We start from the raw sequence: 1,215 nt of genomic DNA on the forward strand, positions 1-1,215 counted from the left end.
TGAACTCGCGGCTGAACTTCCGTCTCGTCATATCCACTCTCCAGTTCATGGGTCACGATCTTATCTTCGTGTCCACGAAACCGGCAGCAGCTCAATGCGCCTCTGCAAGGTGGCGTTCGATCCGGCGGTTGGCGCGCTCGGTCAGCTCATGCTCGGCTATGGCCGCAAGGAAGCGCGCGGCCGGCCAGCCCTCCCGATCAGCTGTTTCAGCGAACCGCGGCCAAAGCGTCTTGATCGTGGGCAGGCGCAGTTCGTTCAGCATGATGCCGAGGCGGACCTCGTCGATAGAATAGACGGTCGTCATGCCATTTCTCCCATCTAGGCCGTCGGGGCGACGAGAGCAGCATAGGTGTCTAGGCCGACCTGCGTCACCGAGACGACCGGCAAAGCCTGTGGATCGGGTCCGAACTGTCGTCGCAGGGCGACGGGATCGGGCAGATGCCCGGCATCGGCCCGGTCTGCGCGATGGCGATTACCGCCTTCGCACCGACATGCGTGAGTTCCGACGAGGGCGCGACTTTGCGGCTTGGCTTGGTCTTGTGCCGCGACAGCATTCAAGTGGCGGCAAGCAGAAGCTGGGCCGAACCTCGAAGATGGGTCAGCGCGACATCCGGCGCCTGCTGATCGTGGGGGCGATGTCGATCGTCCATTGGCGAGGTCGCGACGGAGGCCGGCCGGGATCATGGCTCGCACGCATGCTGGCCCGAAAGCCGCGCATGTTGGTGGCTATCGCGCTGGCCAACAAGATGGCACGCATGCTCTGGGCCATGCTCGTGCGAGGAGAGGACTACCAAGACCCGACCGGCGCGGTCAGCTGACCGCGGCGTGCGGAGCGTCGGCGATGTGAGGAGAGCGATGACCCGTATGGGCAAATGATCGAACAGATCCGGGTTGGGGAAATCGGTGGCATGCAACGAGGCCAGAGCTCGCAATTTTGATCTGGTTCCCGATCCGCGCATCACCATACCGGCCCGCGGCATATCTTGGCCGCACCTGAGAGGCCTGAAACATGACCGCACTCGATCACGCATTCAGAAGGTCAGAGAAAATCCTTGCATCGAAGGGGCATCCAAACATGCATGCCGGTTCACATTTGGTTTGGCGTCCTGTCGAAAGATAGGTTAGGCCGTGTTGACAAAAGGGATTCACATCGTGCTACAGGCATGATTCAAGCTGGTGTCTACGATGGAGACCAGCTTGGCACGAAATCTTATG

The 1,215-nt window shown here is 61.0% G+C and carries 2 pseudogenes; one reads left to right on the plus strand and one right to left on the minus strand.

Annotation, left to right across the window (positions count from 1 at the left end):
- Window positions 1–94: 94 nt before the first annotated feature.
- Window positions 95–304, minus strand: a pseudogene (locus BLR51_RS27075) (hypothetical protein); the annotation flags it as partial.
- A gap of 134 nt (window positions 305–438) precedes the next feature.
- Between BLR51_RS27075 and BLR51_RS27080 the strand changes: the two are divergent.
- A pseudogene (locus tag BLR51_RS27080) lies at window positions 439–818 on the plus strand (transposase); the annotation flags it as partial.
- Window positions 819–1,215: the final 397 nt, after the last annotated feature.

Origin of the sequence: Salipiger marinus (assembly GCF_900100085.1) — a bacterium.
GTDB classification, from domain to species: domain Bacteria; phylum Pseudomonadota; class Alphaproteobacteria; order Rhodobacterales; family Rhodobacteraceae; genus Salipiger; species Salipiger marinus.